5 protein-coding genes are annotated in these 20,169 nt (G+C 72.0%); 3 read left to right on the top strand and 2 right to left on the bottom strand.

Going from position 1 to position 20,169, the window contains the following annotated elements; translation table 11 throughout:
* Positions 1-8 precede the first annotated feature (8 nt).
* Both ACZ5IK_RS43685 and ACZ5IK_RS43680 read right to left on the bottom strand, forming a co-directional pair.
* Positions 9-1,421: a class I adenylate-forming enzyme family protein gene (locus ACZ5IK_RS43685; protein WP_465493107.1), complete on the bottom strand. Its 1,413-nt coding sequence runs from the start codon at positions 1,419-1,421 to the stop codon at positions 9-11.
* 19 nt (positions 1,422-1,440) lie between these two features.
* Positions 1,441-3,132, bottom strand: a complete 1,692-nt coding sequence (locus tag ACZ5IK_RS43680) for a flavin monoamine oxidase family protein (RefSeq protein ID WP_465493106.1) — start codon at positions 3,130-3,132, stop codon at positions 1,441-1,443.
* A gap of 330 nt (positions 3,133-3,462) precedes the next feature.
* Here ACZ5IK_RS43680 and ACZ5IK_RS43675 point away from each other — a divergent pair, with 330 nt between their 5' ends.
* From ACZ5IK_RS43675 to ACZ5IK_RS43665, 3 genes are read left to right on the top strand one after another with little or no spacing between them, the layout of a single operon-like run.
* On the top strand, positions 3,463-9,852 hold the full coding sequence (locus tag ACZ5IK_RS43675) for an SDR family NAD(P)-dependent oxidoreductase (RefSeq protein WP_465493105.1): 6,390 nt from the start codon (positions 3,463-3,465) through the stop codon (positions 9,850-9,852).
* Positions 9,852-10,073: a hypothetical protein gene (locus tag ACZ5IK_RS43670; protein ID WP_101606869.1), complete on the top strand. Its 222-nt coding sequence runs from the start codon at positions 9,852-9,854 to the stop codon at positions 10,071-10,073. The genes ACZ5IK_RS43675 and ACZ5IK_RS43670 overlap by 1 nt, the downstream gene beginning before the upstream one ends.
* Positions 10,074-10,087: 14 nt before the next feature.
* The gene (locus ACZ5IK_RS43665; protein WP_465493104.1) at positions 10,088-19,894 is read left to right on the top strand and encodes an SDR family NAD(P)-dependent oxidoreductase; all 9,807 of its coding nucleotides are present in this window, start codon (positions 10,088-10,090) and stop codon (positions 19,892-19,894) included.
* Positions 19,895-20,169 lie beyond the last annotated feature (275 nt).

Raw genomic sequence — 20,169 nt, 5'->3', positions numbered from 1 at the left:
TGATCGGATCAGAGTTGTTCGGCCGCGGCGAACTGCTCGAGCCGCTTCCGGTCCGGTTTCCCGTTGCGGTTCAACGGGAACTGATCGGTGACGAGGACACGGTTCGGCTGCTCGGCCGGGGGCAGCACGCCGCAGATCCGGTCGCGCCAGTAACGCGAGTCCCGTTGTGCGTCGTCCTCGACGACGAAGACCAGGCTCGACCCGCGCCGCTGGTCGGGCAGCGCGACGATCTTCGCGGAACAGCCGTCTTCGGCCAGCCGGTGCTCGATCACCTCGGGGTGCAGGGTGTGCCCGTTGCGGTGCACGGCCCGTTTGCGCCCGACGACGAACAGGTTCCCGTCCGCGTCGAGCCGGCCGAGGTCGCCGGTGGCGTACCAGCCGCGGTCGACGGGGAGCACCTGCCCGGTGCCGTCGAGGTAGCCCTCCATGAGATCCGGGTCGAGGACGAACAGTTCGCCGATCTCGCCGCTGGGCAGCACGGTGCCGTCGTCGGCGCGCACCTCCAGGGTCAGTCCTTCGACGATTTGCCCGCAGCCACGGGGGTTCCCGATGTTGGCGAAGGCGACGTTGCCCATTTCGGTGCTGCCGTAGCTGTCGAGCAGCGGCATGCCGAAGAGCTCGTCGGACTGCTCCACGACCCCGGGTTCGAGCGGGGCGGCGCCACTGCACAGCATGCGCACGCGGGAGAATTCCGCTTTGAGCGACGGACGTTTGCCGATGATGTTGAACAGGCTGCGGTAGGTGGACGGCGTCGCGTCGACGACCGTCGCGCCGGCCATCCCCGCCAGGCGCAGCGCCCGGTCGGGACGGCGGTAGGGCGCGATCACCAGCGAGCAGTCCCGAAGCCACGCGATCATCACCATCGAAAGGCCGTACTGGTGGTTGAACGGCAGCAACGGCAGGAGGACGTCGTCGGCGACGTGGCCGACCAGGTCGGCGTTGCGTTCCAGGTTCTTCAGGAACCGTGCGCCGTTCTTCGCGACGCCCTTGGGGACGCCGGTCGAGCCGGAAGACCACATCACGAGACTGTCGGGCAGCTTCTCCCAGACGTCGAACCGCAACTGGACATCGGTCGGGGTCCGGTCGGCGGCGGCCACCATGATCTCGTAGGTGTACGCCGTGGGCGCGTCGGCGGGCATCGGCGCGTCGTCGTCGACGACCGCCAGCACGACACCGGAACCGGCGATCGTCTCGGCGGTGCGGTCGGCGTGCTCCATGTGGTCGACGAGCACCACGGACGCGCCGGCGTGCATCAGCGCGACGAGGATCGTCAGGTAGGCCACCGTGTTGTCGGCCTTGAGCAGGACACGGTCGCCGGAGCCGACACCGCGGTCGCGCAGCACTTCGGCGACCCGCAGGGCCTGCTGCTCGAAGGCGGCGCCGCCGGTGACCGCGTCGGGGGAGTAGATCTTCGCGAACATGGGGAAGTCCTTTCCGCTGTCAATCCAGGCTCACCGGGGCGATCTCGTCGAACACGTCGCCGGGACCGGGGTTGTCCGGATGGGTGCCGCCGCCCAGGTGCTCGACGACGCCCCACACGGCGTTCAACGCGGTGGTGACCGCGCTCTCGGAGAAACCGGCGATCCACGCGACGTCGTCGCCGGCCAGGAAGAAGCCGCGGTGGTGGTCGGCGGCGTCGCGCTGCATGAACTGGGTGAACAGCCGCCGCTGGTAGCGGTAGCTGCCGGGAAGGCAGGATTTGAAGGCGCCCTTGAAATGCGGCTGGGTCTCCCAGGTGATCGCGATCGGCGGGCCGATCATGTGGGAGCGGATGTCGACGCCGGGGTAGATCTTGGCCAGCGCGGCGAGCATCACGTCGAGCCGCTCGTCCGGGGTCAGCGAAGCGACCTTCAGCGAGTCGTCGTTCCACGTGTAGGAAAGCAGCATCGTGCCGGGCTCGTCGGGGCCGTTGTCGATCAGGTAGACCCCGCGCGGGATGCGGTCGGTGAGCGTCGTGCTCATCACGTCCCGGCCGGTCGCCGGATCCTGGTCGAGCCAGAACGGCCGGTCGGTGATGACGAACAGTTTGGACGCGCCCATGTAGTGCGTACGCTCCAGCGCGGTCCAGACCGGCTGCGGCAGCAGGGCGTCGTCGCTCTTCATCCCCGAGAGCAGATTCCAGTTCTGCGCGGCGAAGATCGCCGCCGGATAGGTGCGCACGTCGCGGTCGGCGTCCTCGATGGTGAACCCGCGGCCGGTCCGGTCGATCCGCACCACCGCCGGGCGCGGCTCACCGCCGTGCAGGCTCGCCAGCGACGTGCCGGACGGCCAGTATTCGAGATCGGCGGGCTCGTCGGTCCACAGCCCGAGCGGCAACTGCTGGCAGCCGCCGATGATCCGGTGGTGCTCGTCGCTGGTGTCGGTGCAGATCACGCGCAGGATCTCGAGCGCGGAGTTGGGGAAATCGGTGTCCCAGCCGCCGCAGCCGAAGCCGACCTGGCCGAAGATCTCGCGGTGTTCGAAGGAGGAGAACAGCGGGGAGGAGGTCAGGAATCCGTAGAACGACACGTTGTCGAACTTGGTGACCAGGTGGTTCCACAGCGCCTTGATGGTCGAGATGTCACGGCGCCGGATGGCGTCCTCCATCAGCGACAGGTCTGCCTGTTCTTGCAGCGTCTTCGTCCAGGCGTCGTTGACCTCGCGGTAGACCGCGGGCAGGTCGGCGGACGTGCGGGCCCAGTGGTTCTCGCCGTGCAGGTTGATCACCGTGCTCGGCGACGCGGGGGAGAGCGGGTTCGGGAACGGCGTCGTCTCCAGCCCGACCTTGTCGATGTAGTGGAAGAGCGCGCCCGCGGACGGCGGGAAGCGCATCGCGCCCAGTTCGGCGACGGCGTCGGGGTAGCCGGGCAGGCTCACCGAGCGCATCCGGCCGCCGAGCTGCTCGGCCTCGTAGATCACCGGCTTCAAGCCGAGCTTCATCAGCTCGTAGGCGGCCACCATCCCGGACAGCCCACCGCCGATCACCGCGACCTCGGTGCCGTGCGCCTGGCGCGGTACCCGGCCGAGGCCGGCGGGATGGCGGATCCAGTCGTCGTAGGCGAACGGGAAATCGGGACACAGCATGCTCGTCGGCGGAGCCGCCTCGGCCCTCGGGCGGGGCAGGATGCGTTCTTCGACGGGAGACATGGTCATCGGCGTTACCTCCGGCACTAGTTCTGGCGTCGCGCGGACGACCCGGCCGGCACGGCGGACGCCGGCGTTCTCGTGCGGCCACGGGTCTGTGCGCTGAAATCGGGGGCGCTGAAATCGGGGCACTGAATCCGGTTCGCCGAGAGCCACGTTAACGATTCCGTTCCGGAGCGACGGATACCTTTTCCACCGCTTGCCCACGGCACGGAAACCCGGCGGAGGGGCGGGCGGTTACCCGGCGGTGGAACAGTTCCGTCCCGCTCGCCCGGCCCGCTGTGGATAGCTGGAGCACGACTTCCCTGTGCCAGGCGACCCGAGGTGGCGAGTGCGCGCATGACCGAGCTGGATTCCCTGCGACGGCTGGAGAGCAGGCCGCGCGCCGAGCGGCGCCGCACGCTGCTGGGCCTGGTGCGCCGGGCGACGTCGGCGGTGCTGGACGGGCCGCTCCCGGCCGGCCGCACCTTCGCCGACCTGGGGTTCGATTCACTGCTGGCGGTGAAGCTGCACGCGTGGCTGAGCGCCGAGACCGGGCTCGAACTGCCGGTGACCCTCGCCTACGACCATCCGGGACCGGAGGCGCTGGCGGACTTCCTCGACGAGTGCCTCTTCGGTGCCGAGGCCGAGGACGCCGCGGACGGCGGCACGGCCACCGGCGAACCCATCGTGATCGTCGGCATCGGCTGCCGCTTCCCCGGTGGGGCGGACTCGCCCGCCGCCCTCTGGTCCCTTGTGGACGAAGGAAGGGACGTCGTCACGGAATTCCCCCGCGACCGCGGCTGGGACGTCGACGGCCTGTACGACCCCCGGCCGGGCACCCCGGGCAAGACCTACGTGCGCCACGGCGGTTTCCTGCCCGGCGCGGCCGAATTCGACGCGGGGTTCTTCGGCATCTCGCCGCGCGAGGCGCTGGCGATGGACCCGCAGCAACGCCTCGTGCTGGAGACGGCGTGGGAGGCGCTGGAACGCGCCGGGATCGACGCCGGGACCCTGACCGGCAGCCGCACCGGGGTGTTCGTCGGCGCCGAGCCGCAGGAGTACGGCACCCGCCTGGCGGACGCGCCCGAAGGTCTCGACGGGCTCCTGCTCACCGGCAGCGCGCCGAGCGTCGTCTCCGGCCGGATCGCGTACACCCTCGGCCTGCAAGGGCCCGCACTGACCGTCGACACCGCGTGTTCCGGTTCGCTGGTCGCCCTCCATCTCGCGGTCCGCGCACTGCGGAGCGGTGAATGCACGCTCGCGCTCGCCGGCGGGGTGGCCGTGCTCGGTACGCCCGGTCCTTTCGTGGCCTTCTCGCATCAGCGCGGCCTGGCGCCGGACGGGCGCTGCAAGCCGTTCTCGGCGGCGGCGGACGGTACGGCGTGGGCCGAAGGCGCCGGGATGTTCGTCCTGGAAAGGCTTTCCGACGCCGAACGCCACGGGCATCCGGTGCTCGCGGTGATCCGCGGCAGCGCGGTCAACTCCGACGGCGCGTCGAACGGGCTCACCGCGCCCAACGGCCCGTCCCAGCAACGGGTGATCCGCGCCGCGCTGGCCGACGCCGGGATCGCCGCGTCCACTGTGGACGCCGTCGAGGCGCACGGCACGGGGACCACCCTCGGCGACCCGATCGAGGCGCAAGCACTGCTTTCGACCTACGGCAAGGACCGGGAAACCCCGCTGTGGCTGGGCTCGGTGAAGGCCAACATCGGGCACGCGCAGGCGGCCGCCGGAGCGGCCGGGGTGATCAAGATGATCATGGCGCTGCGGCACGACCGGCTGCCCCGCACCCTGCACGGCGCCGACCCGACACCGGCGGTCGACTGGTCCGCAGGCGCGGTCTCGCTGCTGGCCGAGCCGGTGGAATGGCCCCGCGGTGAGGAACCGCGCCGGGCCGCCGTCTCGTCGTTCGGCATCTCCGGCACCAACGCCCATCTGATCCTCGAAGAACCGGCGCCCGCCACGTCCGAAGCGCCCGCACCCGACGTGCCGTCGCCGATCGCGGTCACGTTCTCGGCCGCCGATCCGGACGCGTTGCGTGCCCGCGCGGCCCAGCTCGCCGCCGTCGAAGCGAACCCGGCGGACTTGGCCTTCTCGCTCGCCAAGACCCGGGCGACGCTGGCCGAACGCGCCTTCGTCCTGGCACCGGACGCCGACGGCCTGACCGAGGCCCTGACCGCTTTCGACGAGCGAGTCCTGCGCGGTGGCCCGCTCCAGGAGCCCGCCGAACTCGCGTACCTGTTCACCGGACAGGGCGCCCAGCGGATCGCGATGGGCCGGGGACTCTACGACACCTATGACGTCTACGCCGAGGCATTCGACGAGGTCTGTGCCCACGTGGACCTGCAGCTCGATCCGCCGTTGCGGGACGTGGTGTTCGGCGGGGCGGACCCGGCGCTGCTGGACCGCACCGACTACGCGCAGCCCGCGCTGTTCGCCGTCGAGGTCGCCTTGTTCCGGCTGCTGGAGTCCTGGGGCGTCGTCCCGGCCGCCCTGTGCGGGCATTCGGTCGGCGAGTTCGCGGCAGCGCACGTCGCGGGCGTCCTGTCGCTGTCCGACGCGGCGATGCTGGTGACCGCCCGCGGGAGGCTCATGCGCGCGCTGCCCGAGGGCGGCGCGATGGTCTCCCTCCGTGCCTCCGAAGAAACGGCCCGCACGCTGCTGGCCGGATACGGGGACAGCGCCGGGATCGCCGCGGTCAACGGCGGGGAAGCCGTCGTGCTGTCCGGCGCGCGTGCCACGCTGGAAGCGGCGATCGCCGGGTTCGACGGCAAGGTCAAATGGCTCAACGTCAGTCATGCCTTCCACTCGCCGTTGATGCGGGACATGCTCGACGACTTCGCCCGGATCGCGCGGCTCGCCGAGTACCACCCCGCGAACCTGCCGATCGTCTCGACGGTCACCGGCGAGATCGGCGGGCACGACACGGCCGAGTACTGGATCCGCCACGTCGAGGCCACCGTCCGCTTCGCCGACGCGCTGCGCGTGCTGCGGGACAACGGCTGCGGCACGTACCTGGAACTGGGCCCGGACGGCGTTCTCTCGGCGCTGGTCGACGACGGCGTCGCCCGGCCCCTGCTCCGCCGCGACCGGCCCGAGGTGCCCGAAATCCTGACCGCCCTGGGCACCGCCCACGTACGCGGGGTCGACGTCGACTTCGCGGCGCTCGCCCCGGGTGGGCGCCGGATCGCTCTGCCGACCTACCCGTTCCAGCGATCGCGCTACTGGCTCACCCCTGGCCCGGCGAAGGACGCGCGCGGGCTCGGCCTGCGCGACGCCGGACACCCGCTTCTCGGGGCGGTGGTCCCGGTCCCCGGCGGTGACACCGTTTTCACCGCCCGGCTCTCGGTGGCCGAGCAGCCGTGGCTGAGCGGGCACCGGGTCGGCGACGACGTCCTGTTCCCCGGCACAGGCTTCCTCGAACTGGCCCTGCACGCCGGAGCCGAGACCGGCTGCGGATGCGTGGAGGAGCTGACCCTGGGCGCGCCGCTCGCCCTCGTGGCCCCGGTCGAAGTACAGGTGGTGGTGGCCGCCGCGGACGACGACGGGCGCCGCGCGGTCACCGTCCACTCGCGACCGGAGCACGGCGAAGAGTGGACCAGCCACGCGAACGGCACGCTTGTCCCTGACACCGGCGCCGCGCCGACAGCTCTCGCGTGGGCGCCGCCTGGAGAACCCCTTTCCCTGGAAGGCTTTTACGACGACCTGCCCGGATTCGCCTACGAAGGCGTGTTCCGCGGCCTGCGAGCGGTGTGGGTAAACGGCGACGACGTCCACGCCGAAGTCGCGCTTCCCGCCGACGTCGAGGACGGCGGCTTCGGCATCCACCCGGCCCTGCTGGACGCCGGTCTGCACGCGATGTTCTTCCGCGAGTCGGCGGAATCCGCCGGTGGACTGCCCTTCTCCTGGTCGGACGTCCGCCTGCGGGCGAGCGGTGCGACAGCGCTGCGGCTGCGGATCACGTTCCACGCGGCGGACACTGTGTCGCTGGCCGCCGTCGATCCGTCGGGCGCCGAGGTGCTCAGCGTCGGCTCGCTGACCGTCCGCCGTCCGTCCGAGCGTGGCCGGGAACTCCCCGCCGGGCTGTTCACCATGGACTGGACGCCGGCCGCGGCCGCGGAACCGGTGGCGTGCACGACGTATCCGGAGGTCGTCCCCGGCAAACCCGCCGTGCTATCACTGCTGTCCGAAGGTGACCCGGTCACCTCGGCGCACGAGCTCGGCACCCGTGTGCTGGAAGTGCTCCAGGACTGGGTGACGCGGGAAGAGTCCACTTTGGTCGTCCACACGCGACATGCGGCGGGACCCGACGCCGCGGATCCGGCGGCGGCCTCGATCTGGGGCCTGGTGCGCAGTGCCCAGGCGGAACACCAGGGCCGGTTCGTCCTCGTCGACGCCGCGCCCGAAGACGTGCCGATGGCCGTGGCGACCGGGGAACCGCAGGTCGCGGTGCGCGACGGTGTCCCGCTCGTCCCGCGGATCGCCGAGGCGGGCGCGGGGGTTCTGCTACCGCCCGCCGGGCCTTGGCGGCTCGACAAATCCGGCGAGGGCACCGTCGAGAACCTCGCCCTCACCACGATCGACGAGCCCGATCTCGAACCCGGCGACGTGCGCATCGCCGTCCGGGCGGCCGGGCTGAACTTCCGCGACGTCCTGAACGTCCTGGGCATGTACCCGGGCGAGGCCGGGCCGCTGGGCTGCGAGGTCGCCGGGACCGTCCTGGCCACCGGAACCGCGGTGACCGATCTGGCGCCGGGCGACCGCGTGATGGGCATGGTGCACGGCGGGATCGGCCCGGTCGCCGTCGGCGAGCGCCCGTTCCTGACCCGGATCCCGGACGGCTGGACCGACGAGCAGGCCGCGACCGTGCCGCTGGTCTTCCTGACCGCCTACTACGCGCTGGTCGACCTCGCCGGGCTCAAGGCGGGTGAGTCGATCCTGATCCACTCCGCGGCGGGCGGGGTCGGGATGGCCGCGACCCAGCTCGCGCGTCATCTGGGGGCGGAGGTGTTCGGCACCGCGAGCGAGGGCAAGCAGCACGTCCTGCGCGCCGCCGGGCTGCCCGACGACCACATCGCGTCCTCGCGGACCCTCGACTTCGCCGCCGGTTTCCTGACGGCCACCGGCGGACGCGGTGTCGACGTCGTGCTCAACTCCCTCGCGGGCGAGTTCGTCGACGCCTCCCTCGGCGTGACCGCGTCCGGCGGCCGGTTCCTCGAAATGGGCAAGACCGACGTTCGCGCGCCCGAAAACGTCGCCTACCGGGCCTTCGACCTGATCGAAGCGGGCCGGGCGCGCACCGCCGAGATCTGGGCCGAGCTGCTCGCGCTGTTCGAGAAGGGCGCGCTCACCCCGCTGCCGGTGCGGACCTGGGACGTCCGGCACGCGCCGGACGCGTTCCGGTTCGTCAGCCAGGCCCGGCACATCGGCAAGGTCGCGCTGATCGTGCCGCGGGCGCTGGACCCGGACCGGCCGGTGCTCGTCACCGGGGGCACCGGCGGACTCGGGGCGCTCGTCGCGCGGCATCTCGTGACCACGCACGGAGTCCGCAAACTGCTGCTCACCAGCCGCCGCGGCCCGGACGCGCCGGGCGCGGGCGAACTCGCCGCCGAGCTGACCGGGCTGGGCGCCGAAGTCCGGGTCGCCGCCTGCGACGTCGCGGACCGGGACGCGCTCGCCGCGCTGCTGGACGGCGTCGAGCTGACCGGCGTCGTGCACACCGCGGGCGTCCTCGACGACGGCGTGCTCACCGGGCTGACCCCCGAAAGGCTCGCGAAAGTGTTGCGCCCCAAGGTGGACGCGGCCTGGCATCTGCACGAGCTGACCCGCGGCCACGACCTCGCGCTGTTCGCGCTCTACTCCTCGGTGTCCGGGATCGTCGGTTCCGCGGGGCAGGCTTCCTACGCGGCCGCGAACACGTTCCTGGACGCGCTGGCCGCCCAGCGCCGCGCGCGGGGATTGCCCGCCGTCTCGCTCGCGTGGGGCCTGTGGCGCGAGGGAATGGGCAGCGGGCTGGCCGAGAACGACGTCGACCGCATGGCCCGCGAAGGACTGCCGCCGCTGACCGCGGAGTCCGGGCTCGCCCTGTTCGACGCCGCCCTCGACGGCGGGTTCACCGCCGTCCTGCCGATCGAACTGGACCGGGCCGCGCTGCGCGCCCACGCCAGGACCACCGAGGTCGCGCCGGTGCTGCGCGGCCTCGCGAAGGTCGCGACCCGGCGCGCCGCGGGACCCGCGACGGCGGGTGGTGACGGCCTCGGCGAGCGGCTCACGACCTTGCCGGACGAAGAACGTTCGGCCCTGCTGATCGATTTGGTACGGCACAACGCCGCCGCCGTCCTCGGTCACGAGGCGGGCGGCATGATCGATCCGGCGCGCGCGTTCAAGGACCTCGGGTTCGACTCGCTGACGTCGGTGGAACTGCGCAACCGGATCAACACCGTCACCGGGCTGCGCCTGTCGGCGACCGCGGTGTTCGACCATCCGACCGTCGCCACGCTCGCCGGGCACCTGCTGACCGAACTGGCCCCGCCGTCGCTCAGCGCGGCCGACGCGGTGCTCGCCGAACTCGACGCGCTCGAGACGCGCCTGAGCGGGGTCGACGACGACGGCCGCACGGCGGTCGCCGGGCGGCTGCGGGCCCTGCTCGACGGCATCACGCCGGGGACGGACGTCGGCGGGCGCCTGGAGGACGCGACCGCGGACGAAGTCGTCGACTTCCTGGCCACCGAACTGGGGATTTCCTGATGGCGGACAAGAAAGCCGTCGCCAAGGTGCTCGCCGACATCGAACGGCTGAGCGAGCGCCTGAGCGATCTGGACACCGAAGACCGGAAGAAGGTCGCCAAGCCGCTGAAGAAGCTGCTGCTGGCCTACGCGGCCGGAGACAAGGACGACGAGTTCGACGACCTGCTCTTCGACGCCGCTGTCGACAAGGTCTTCGACTTCCTCACCGACGAGATCTTCTGACCAGCGAGGGTGTGATGGCGGACCAAGAGAAGCTTCTCGACCTGCTCAAGCGAGTGACCGGGGATCTGCACCGGACCCGGGAACGGCTGCGCGACGCCGAGGACGGACGGCACGAGCCCGTCGCGATCGTCGGCATGGCCTGCCGGTTCCCCGGCGGGGCCGACACGCCCGCCGCGCTGTGGGATCTGGTCGATTCGGGCCGCGAAGGCATCGGCGAGTTCCCGGCCGACCGCGGCTGGGACACCTCCGGCCTGTTCGACGACGACCCCGACCACCGCGGCACCACCTACGTGCGCACCGGCGGTTTCCTGCCCGGCGCCGCCGGGTTCGACGCCGAGTTCTTCGGGATCTCGCCGCGTGAGGCGCTGGCGATGGAACCCCAGCAGCGGTTGCTGCTGGAGGTCGGCTGGGAGGCCGTCGAACGGTCCGGCCTCGACCCGGCCGCGCTGCGCGGCAGCCCCACCGGTGTCTACGTCGGTGTTTCCGCGCAGGAATACGGGCCACGCCTGCACAATCCGGGTGACACGGTGGACGGTTACCTGCTCACCGGCACCACCTGCAGTGTCCACTCCGGACGGATCGCCTACCAGCTGGGCCTGGAGGGCCCGGCGGTGTCGATCGACACGGCGTGCTCGTCGTCCCTGGTCGCGGTGCACGCCGCGGTGCGCGGCCTGCGCGCGGGGGAGTGCACCCTGGCGCTGGCCGGCGGCGTGAACCTGATGGCCTCGCCGGGGATCTTCGTCGACTTCGCGCGCCAGCGCGGCCTGGCCCCGGACGGGCGCTGCAAGTCGTTCTCCGACGACGCCGACGGCACCGCCTGGGCCGAAGGCGTCGGGATGCTCGTACTGGAGAAACTGTCCGACGCCCAGCGCAACGGTCACCGGATCCTCGCCGTGGTGCGGGGTTCCGCGGTGAACTCCGACGGCGCGTCCAACGGGCTCACCGCGCCGAACGGCCCGTCCCAGCAACGCGTGATCCGCGCCGCGCTCGCCGACGCGCGACTGTCCACTTCGGACATCGATGCCATCGAGGCGCACGGCACCGGAACCAGGCTGGGCGACCCGATCGAGGCCGAGGCGCTGATGGCCACCTACGGCCGCGACCGCGATCGCCCGCTGTTCCTGGGCTCGGTCAAGTCGAACTTCGGCCACGCGCAGGCGGCGGCCGGGGTCGCCGGGATCATCAAGATGGTCGAGGCGATGCGGCACGGTGCCCTGCCGCCCACCCTGAACGTCGGCACGCCCAGCCGCGAGGTCGATTGGTCCGCCGGACCGGTCTCGCTGCTGACCGAAAGCACTCCGTGGCCCGAGACCGGCCGCCCTCGTTCGGCGGCGGTGTCGTCGTTCGGCATCAGCGGCACCAACGCGCACGTCGTGCTGGAGCAGGCCCCCGCGACGGAAACCGACGCAGCGCCGGACGCGCCCGCGGTCGTCCCGCTCCTGCTGTCCGCGGCCACCGAACCGGCGCTGGCCGCTCAGGCGTCTCGCCTGCTGTCGGTCGCCGGAACCGCGAAGCCGATCGACGTGGCCCATACCCTGGCCACCCGGGCGGCGCTGCCGTATCGAGCCGTTGTCACGGGTACGGACTGGGAAACCCTCTCGGCGGGTCTGTCCGACGTTGCCGCCACCCGGGTCACCGAGGGCGGGCTTGCTTTCCTGTTCACCGGTCAGGGTTCGCAGCGCCTCGGCATGGGAACCGAGCTGTACCAAGCATTCCCGGTGTTCGCGGCCGCGTACGACGAAGTACGTGTGCTGTTGCCGGAACTCGGGGACCTGGGCCGGACGGAGTTCGCGCAGCCCGCGATCTTCGCGCTGGAAGTGGCGTTGTTCCGGCTGGTGGAGTCGTGGGGGGTGCGGCCCGACTACCTGGCGGGGCATTCGATCGGCGAGATCGCCGCCGCCCACGTGGCGGGAGTGCTGTCGCTGGAGGACGCGGCGAAACTCGTCGTCGCGCGCGGCCGGTTGATGCAGGCGTTGCCTGAGGGCGGCGTGATGGTCGCTGTGCAGGCGTCCGAGGAGGAACTCGGAGAGCTGCCCGAAGGTGTTTCGCTGGCTGCGGTGAACGGTCCGTCCTCGGTGGTGCTGTCCGGCGCCGAGGAACCGACGCTGGCCTTCGCCGCCCGGTTCACGGACCGCAAGACCAAGCGGCTGGAGGTGTCGCACGCGTTCCACTCGGTGCTGATGGAACCGATGTTGGACGACTTCGCTGAGGTGGTGCGGGAACTGACGTTCTCGGAGCCGCGTATCGCGATGATGTCGCCCGTGACCGACCCGGCCTACTGGGTCGCCCATGTCCGCGAGACCGTGCGGTTCTCCGACGCGGTCCGGCGCTTGACGGCCACCGGGGTCACGAAGTTCCTCGAACTCGGGCCGGACGCGGTGCTCAGCGCACTCGTCGACGGCGGAGTTCCCGCACTGCGCCGTGGCCACGACGAACCCCGGCAGCTGGTGACCGCGCTCGGCGCCCTGCACACGCGCGGTGTCGCCGTCGACTGGTCCGCCTACCTCGGTGGCAGCGGTCGGTTCACCGAACTGCCGACCTACGCCTTCCAGCACGAGTACTTCTGGCTCGGCCAGGAAAGCGACGCCGACGTCACGGCGGCCGGGCTCGCCGCCGCAGACCATCCGCTCCTCGGCGCGGTGGTGTCCGTGGCCACCGACGACGGTGTCCTGCTCACCGGGCGGCTTTCGCTCGACCGGCATCCGTGGCTGGCCGATCACGTCGTCGCGGGCCGCGTGCTCGTGCCCGGCACCGCGTTCGCCGAACTCGCCGTCCGCGCGGGTGACGAAGCGAGCTGTGCGGGCGTGGAAGAGCTGATCCTGCAGGAACCGCTCGTCCTCGAACCCGGTGCCACGCCGGAGGTCCAGGTCGTCGCGGGTGCCGCCGACGAGCACGGCCGCCGCCCGGTGTCGATCCACTCGCGGTTGCCGGAGCATCCGTGGACGACCCACGCCACCGGCTTCCTCGGCACGCCTCCGGTGTCCACAGTGGACCTGGCTTGGCCGCCGCAGGACGTCGAAGCCGTGGACCTCGATGACGCCTACGACCGGCTCGCCGCGGCCGGGCTGGCCTACGGGCCGATGTTCCGCGGCCTGCGCAAGGTCTGGCGTCGCGGCGGCGAGGTCTTCGCCGAGGTCGCCCTGCCGGATCCCGATCAGGCGGCGAAGTTCGGCCTGCATCCGGCGCTGCTGGACGCCGCGCTCCAAGCCACCGCGGTCCTCGGTGAGGACCAGGGAGCGGTGCCGTTCGCCTGGCGCGACGTCGTGCTGCACGCGCGGGGCGCTACCGAACTGCGTGTGCATGCGCGGCCGGGCGCCGACGGCTCTTTCGAGTTCGACCTCGCCGACGGCACCGGCGCACCGGTCGCTACGATCGGCGGGCTGAGCGTCCGCGCCGTGACGGCCGCCAGTTCGGTGACGGACGGCCTCTACCGCCTCGAAGAGGTTCCGCTTCCCGCCGGTTCCTCGGACGTCACGCCCGCCGGGATCCTGGAAGCCGACTCTCTCGACGCCACTCTCCTTGCACTGCAAGACTTCCTGGCCACGGACGAGCCCGGCCCGCTCGTGGTACTCACCGGGAACGAAGGCGCTGTCGAAGGCCTGGTCCGGACTGCGCAGGCCGAACATCCGGGACGGATCGTCCTCGTCCGCGGTACCCACGCGGACCTCGACGCCGCGCTCGCCACCGGCGAACCCGAAGTCCACGCTGAAAACGGAAGCCTGTTCGCGCCCCGTCTCGCCAGGGCCGGGACCGGTGAGTCCACACTGGACACCTCCGGCACCGTCCTGATCACCGGCGGCACCGGTGGGCTCGGCGCCCGTCTCGCCCGGCATCTGGTCGCCGAGCACGGCGTCCGGCATCTGCTGCTGGTCAGCCGCCGCGGTGAGGCCGCGCCCGGGGCGAAGGAACTCGCCGAGGAACTCGGGGCCCGGATCGAGGCCTGCGACGTCGCCGATCGCGATCAGGTGCGCGACCTGCTGGACCGGGCCGAACCGCCGGTCACCGGGATCGTCCACGCGGCGGGTGTCCTCGACGACGGCGTCCTCACCTCGCTCACCCCCGAACGGGTCGCCGCGGTGTTCCGGGCGAAGGCGACCGCCGCGCACGTCCTCGACGAACTCGCCGGCGACCTCGATTTCTTCGTGCTGTTCTCGTCGATCGCCGGGGTGTTCGGCTCGCCGGGGCAGGCGGCCTACTCGGCCGCGAACGCCGCACTGGACGCGCTCGCGAGGCAGCGTCGCGCCGACGGGAAGCCCGCCCAATCGCTGGCCTGGGGCCTGTGGCGGGACGGCATGGGTGCCGCGCTGAGCGGCACCGACCGGGACCGGATCGGCCGGGACGGCTTCGGCGCCCTCGAACCGGAAGAGGGCCTCGCCCTGTTCGACGCCGCGGTGGCCGAAGGCGGCGCCGTCCTCATCCCGGTACGGCTCGACCTCGCGACCGTGCGGAACGCCGGGGTGCCGCCCCTGCTGCGCGGGCTGGTCCGCGTCCGCACTCGTCGCGAAGCCGCCCGCCGCGCCGACACCGGTCTGGCCGGACGGCTCGCCGGACTGCCCGTTGGCGACCGCGAAACCTTGCTGGTGGACCTGGTGCGGGCCCGTGTCGCGGCCGTTCTCGGCAGGGCGGGCGCGGACACCGTGGAGGCGTCGCGACCGTTCACCGAACTGGGTTTCGACTCCCTGACCGCCGTCGAACTGCGCAACGAGCTCACCTCCGAGACCGGTCTGCGGCTGCCCGCGACCCTCGTCTTCGACCACCCGAGCCCGGCCGCGGTGGCCGCGTTCCTCGGCACCGAACTGCTCGGCGCCCCGGAACCGGCCCGTCCGGTGGTGACCCGCCGCGGCGCGGTCGACGAGCCGATCGCGATCGTCGCGATGAGCTGCCGCTATCCCGGCGGCGTCCGGTCACCCGAGGACCTCTGGGACCTCGTGGACGCGGGGACCGACGCGATCTCGCCGTTCCCCGGCCGCCGCGGCTGGGACGTCGACGGTATCTACGACCCCGAACCCGGCCTGCCCGGCAAGACCTACACGCGGCACGGCGGGTTCCTGCACGACGCGGGCGAGTTCGACCCCGAGTTCTTCGGGATCGCGCCCCGCGAAGCCCTCGCGATGGACCCGCAGCAGCGTCTGCTGCTCGAGATCAGCTGGGAAGCCTTCGAACGCGCCCGGCTCGACCCGGCCTCGCTGAAGGGCAGCGCCACCGGCGTGTTCGCCGGGATCATGTACTACGACTACGCCGCGAAACTGGCCAGCGTCCCCGACAGCGTCGCCGGGTTTCTCGGGACGGGCACCTCGGCCAGCGTGCTGTCCGGGCGGATCGCCTACACCCTGGGGCTGGAGGGCCCGGCGGTGTCGGTCGACACGGCGTGTTCGTCGTCGCTGGTCGCCCTGCATCTGGCCGCCCGGTCGCTGCGGTCGGGAGAGTGCGACATGGCGCTCGCCGGTGGGGTCACCGTGATGGCGACGCCGGAGACGTTCCTCGACTTCTCCCGCCAGCGCGGGCTTTCCCCGGACGGCCGCTGCAAGTCCTTCTCCGACGCCGCCGACGGCACGGGCTGGTCGGAAGGCGCCGGAGTGCTCGTGCTGGAGCGGCTTTCGGACGCCCGCCGCAACGGGCATCCGGTACTGGCCGTGGTCCGCGGTTCGGCGGTCAACCAGGACGGCGCGTCCAACGGTCTCACCGCGCCGAACGGTCCTTCGCAGCAGCGCGTGATCCGTGCGGCGCTCGCCGACGCCGGTCTGTCCACTTCGGACATCGACGCGGTCGAAGCGCACGGCACCGGTACGAGGCTGGGCGACCCCATCGAGGCACAGGCGCTCATCGCGACCTACGGCGCCGAACGGGACGAGCCGTTGTGGTTCGGTTCGGTCAAGTCGAACCTCGGTCACACACAGGCCGCGGCCGGGGTCGCCGGGATCATCAAGATGGTCGAGGCGATGCGTCGGGGTGTGCTGCCGCGCAGCCTGCACGCCGCGGAGTTGTCGGCCGAGGTCGACTGGGACGCCGGGGCGGTGGAACTGCTCACCGAGCCGCGCGAGTGGCCCGGAACCGGCAGGCCCCGGCGCGCCGGGGTGTCGTCCTTCGGGATCAGCGGGACCAACGCGCACGTCGTCCTGGAGCAGGTTCCGGCCGAGAAGCCCGCCGAGCCCGCCTCGCACGGCGTCGTCCCGTGGGTGCTGTCGGCGAAGACCGACCAGGCCTTGGCCGACCGGGCTCGCGCGCTGTTGTCCATAGTGGACTCGGCGGACCCGCGTGACGTCGCGTTCTCCCTGGCCACGACGCGGACCGCGCACGAACGCCGGGCCGCGGTCGTCGGGGCGGACGCGGGCACCCTCCGGGCCGGGCTCGAAGCCGTCGCCGAAGGTGGCGGGATCACCGGAAAGGTCAAGCAGGGCAAGCTCGCGTTCCTATTCACCGGTCAGGGTTCGCAGCGTCCCGGCATGGGAACCGAGCTGTACCGGGCGTTCCCGGTGTTCGCGGCGGCCTACGACGAGGTGTGCGCTTTGCTGCCGGAGTTCGGCGACCTCTCGCGGACGGAGTTCGCGCAGCCCGCGATCTTCGCGCTGGAAGTGGCGTTGTTCCGCCTGGTGGAGTCCTGGGGTGTGCGGCCCGACTACCTGGCGGGGCATTCGATCGGTGAGATCGCGGCGGCTCATGTCGCCGGGGTGTTCTCGTTGGAGGACGCGGCGAAGCTCGTCACGGCGCGCGGCCGGTTGATGCAGGCTTTGCCCGAGGGCGGCGTGATGGTGGCCGTGCAGGCGGCCGAGGACGAGATCGGGGAGCTGCCGGACGGTGTTTCGCTGGCCGCGGTGAACGGTCCGACGTCCCTGGTGCTTTCGGGTGCGGAGGAGCCGACGCTCGCGGTCGCGGCCCGGTTCAGCGGTCGGAAGACCAAGCGCCTGGACGTTTCGCACGCGTTCCATTCGGTGCTGATGGAACCGATGCTGGACGACTTCGCCGAAGTGGTGCGGGAGCTGACGTTCTCGGAGCCGCGTATCCCGTTCGTGTCGCCCGTGACCGACCCGGCGTACTGGGTGGCACACGTACGCGAGACCGTCCGCTTCGCCGAGGCTGTCGAGACGCTCCGCGCCGACGGGGTCACGAAGTTCCTCGAAGTCGGTCCCGACGCGGTGCTCTCGGCGCTCACCGACGGGATTCCGTTGCTCCGCAAGGGCCGAGACGAGACCGTCACGGCGATGACCGCACTCGCCACGCTGCACGTCCAGGGTGCCCGCGTCGACTGGGACGGCGTCCTGCCCGGCGCGCGTGCGCTCGACCTGCCGACCTATCCCTTCCAGCGCAAGCATTTCTGGCTCGAACCCGCGCCTGTCGCGGACCTCACCTCGGCCGGGCTGGACTCGCCGGGGCATCCGCTGCTCGCCGCCGGGCTCTCGCTCGCGGAGGGCGACGGCACCGTCCTCACCGGACGGCTCTCGCTCGCGACCCACCCCTGGCTCGCCGGGCACACCGTGCACGACACCGTCCTGCTGCCGGGGGCGGCGCTCGCCGAGCTCGCCGTCCGGGCGGGTGACGAGGCCGGGCGGCCGCGCCTGGTCGAACTGACCCTGCACGCGCCCGTGGTGATCCCCGAGAGCGGGCCGATCGAACTGCAGGTCGCGGTCAGCGGTGCGGCGGCGGTGACCGTGCACTCGCGGATCCCCGGCGAGGACTGGGAACTCAACGCGCTCGGCCTGCTGGCGGAGGCGGAACCGCCCGCCAAGGGATTCACGTGGCCGGACGGTCTCGAGCCGATCGACCTCGGTTCCTTCTACGACGACCTCGCCGACCGCGGGTTCGCCTACGGCCCGCTGTTCCAGGGCTTGCGGGCGGCCTGGCGGCACGGTGAGGACCGCTACGCCGAGATCTCGCTGCCGGAAGAGGCGCAGGAGGACGCGGCCCGCTTCGGTATCCACCCCGCGCTGTTCGACGCCGCTCTGCACGGGATGTTCCTCGGTGAGGGAGAGGAGTCGGGCGCGCTGCCGTTCAGTTGGAGCGACGTCAGCCTGTACGCGACCGGCGCCACCACGGTCCGTGCGCGGCTGCGGTTCGTCGGGCCCGGTGAGGTCGCCGTCGACCTGACCGATCTCGCCGGAGCGCCGGTGCTGTCGGTCGGCTCGCTGGTCGTCCGCGCGGTCACCGGTGAGCAACTGCGGGCGGGGGAAGACCGGTCGCTGTTCCGCGTCGAGCACATCGCGGCCGAGTCTTCGGTGACCACGCCGGTGCCGTGGGCACGGTGGGACGAGGTGACCGAGCCGGTTCCGCCGGTGGTCGTCCTGCCGGTTCCCCCGGAGGGAATCCACGCCGTCCTCGCCGCCCTGCAAAGCTTCCTCGCCGAACCCCGGTTCTCCGGCTCACGTCTGGTCGTGGTCACCGGACCCGGGCTCGACGACGCGGCCGCCGCCGGTCTCGTGCGGTCCGCGCAGGCGGAGAATCCTGGCAGGTTCGTCATCCTCGACGGCGAAGTGTCCGATGTGGACATTGCGCTGGCTGCCGGGGAACCCCGGGTCCGGGTGCGGGACGGCCGGGCCGAGGTACCGCGTCTGGTCCGGGCCGAGCCCGGACCCAAACCGGACTGGGAGTCCTCGGGCACGGTGCTGATCACCGGCGGCACCGGCGGCGTCGGGGCCAAACTGGCCGAACGGCTCGTCACCGAGAACGGCGTCGAACGCCTGGTCCTCACCAGCCGTCGCGGCCTCGCCGCCCCCGGCGCCCAAGAGCTGGCCGACCGGCTGGGCGAACTGGGCGCCGAGGTGCGCGTCGAAGCGTGTGACGTCGCCGATCGTGACGCCGTGGCCGCCCTGCTCGACGGCATCCCCGGCCTGTCGGGGATCGTGCACGCGGCCGGCGTCCTCGACGACGGCGTCGTCACCGCGCTGACCCCCGAACGCCTGGACCGCGTGCTCGGCCCGAAGGCCGACGGTGCCCGTCACCTGCACGAACTGACCCTCGACCGGCCGCTGACCGAGTTCGTGCTCGTCTCGTCGGTGTCCGGCGTGCTCGGCGGGCCGGGGCAGGGCAACTACGCGGCGGCCAACGCCTACCTGGACGCGCTGGCCGAGCGACGGCACGCCGACGGCCTGCCCGCGCGGTCGCTCGCCTACGGGATGTGGGCCGCTGAGGGGATGGGCGGCGTCCTCGACGAGGCGCTGATCGACAGGATGCGACGCGACGGCTTCGGCGCGCTGACCCCGGAGGAGGGCGCGGTCCTGTTCGATCTCGCTCCCGGTCCGGTGGCCGTCCCCGTCAAACTCGACCTGGCCGGGCTGCGCGACCAGGCCCGGGCGGGAGTGCTGCCCGCGTTGCTCACCGGACTCGTCCGGCTCCCCGTGCGGCGGACGGCCTCCCCGGTCGCCGAGGCCGGTCCGCTGACGCCGGACGCGCTGGAAGACCTGGTCCGGACGCAGACCGCTCAGGTACTCGGCTTCGCCACGGCGGGCGAGGTGGATCCGGAGCACGCGTTCACCGACCTCGGTTTCGACTCGCTGACGTCGGTCGAGCTGCGCAACCGCCTCGCGGCCGCGGCAGGCCGTCCGCTGGGGGCGACGGTGGTGTTCGACCACCCGACCCCGGCGGCGCTCGCGGCCCACCTCGGCACCCTGCTGTTCCCCGAAATCGCGGTGCCGGACGAGGCGCGTCTGCGGCGGGCCCTGGCGGGAGCGTCGCTCGACCGGCTCCGTGAGCTGGGCGTGCTGGAGGCGTTGGTGCAACTGGCCGACGAGTTGCCTTCGGACACGCCCGCGGTGTCGGCCGACGCCGTCGACGACCTGGACGTGGGTGACCTGATCAGCCGGGCGATGTCCTCGTCCGGCCAGAGCTGAAGGGGCCTTTCCCCACATCGGACGCGGTGAAGGGCGCTTTCCCCACGTGAGATGCGGGGAAAGCGTCCTTCAGCCCCTGGCCCCACCGCACTACCGGCTGCGGGTGTCGCGAAGTCGCCACCCTGCGGCCTTCTCGACTGTCTATAAAGGATTCAAAACCCGCTCTGGCGGTGTCCTTGAGGCCCCCCTTTGGAAGGTCCCCGTTTCCAAAGGGGGCTTCCGGAAACCGCCCCCCCCCTTGCTCCTTCCCCATCCTCCCCTGCTTACCCCCGCAT

This window comes from Amycolatopsis sp. NPDC031561, assembly GCF_055580625.1.
This window is presented reverse-complemented; position numbering and strand designations above follow the sequence as displayed.